The 1,046-nt window shown below is 69.7% G+C and carries 1 pseudogene; it reads left to right on the top strand.

Annotation, left to right across the window (positions count from 1 at the left end):
* Nucleotides 1-95: 95 nt before the first annotated feature.
* Nucleotides 96-1,046: pseudogene (locus AQJ27_RS51450) on the top strand (IS481 family transposase); the annotation flags it as partial.

The raw sequence follows: 1,046 nt of genomic DNA, 5'->3' as shown, positions 1-1,046 counted from the left end.
GATCACGAGCGTTGTTGACACTCGCCGGTGCTTGATCATGGCGAAGACCTCCGGTGTGGTGGAGCTGTCTAGGACTGCACCGCACGGAGGTCTTCGTGTCCCACCGTAATGCCCGCCTGACCGTTCATGGCAGACGGCTGCTGGTCGAACGTGTCTGCGCGGGCCGCCCGGTCGCTCATGTGGCCGCCGAAATGGGCGTCTCGAGAGCAACGGCCCACAAGCGGGTCCGCCGCTGGCGGGCCGAGGGCGAGGAAGGCCTCGCCGACCGCTCCAGCGCCCCCGCACGACACCGCACCGCACTCCGGCGGCCGTGGAGGCCCGGGTCTGCCGGCTCCGACAGACGCGCAAACTCGGTCCCGCACGGCTCGGGCCAATCCTGGACCTGCCCGCCTCGACCGTGCACCGGATCCTGGTCCGCCACGGCCTGAACCGGCTGGCCCACCTGGACCGGCCCACAGGCCAGGTCATCCGCCGCTACGAACGCGACCGGCCCGGCGAACTTCTCCACGTCGACGTCAAGAAGCTCGGCCGGATCCCGGACGGCGGCGGCCACAAGGTGCTGGGCCGCCAGGCCGGCCGGGCCACCCGCAGCAAGATGGGCTTCGACTACGTCCACTCCGCAGTCGACGACCACAGCCGCCTCGCCTACAGCGAAGTCCACGCGGACGAGAAGGCCGTCACCTGCGCCGGCTTCCTACGCCGCGCCGCGGCCTTCTTCCACGCCGCGGGCATCGACCGCATCGAGCGGATCCTGACCGACAACGCCTGGCCCTACAGGAAAAGCTTCGCCTGGCAGCAGGCGCTCGCCGACCTGGGCGCGACCGGCAAACTCACCCGCGCCTACCGGCCACAGACCAACGGCAAGGTCGAACGCTTCAACCGCACCCTGCTCGACGAATGGGCCTACCAGCGGCCCTACACCTCAAACGACGAGCGCACCGCAGCCCTGACAGACTTCCTCCACACCTACAACCACCACCGCTGCCCCACCGCGCTCGGCGGCCAGCCACCGATCAGCCGCGTGAACAACGCTGCGGGTCAATACA

This window comes from Streptomyces olivochromogenes, assembly GCF_001514115.1.
Taxonomy (GTDB): Bacteria; Actinomycetota; Actinomycetes; order Streptomycetales; family Streptomycetaceae; genus Streptomyces; species Streptomyces olivochromogenes.
The sequence above is the reverse complement of the archived record's forward strand: the minus strand, read 5'-3'. Positions and strand labels throughout refer to the sequence as shown.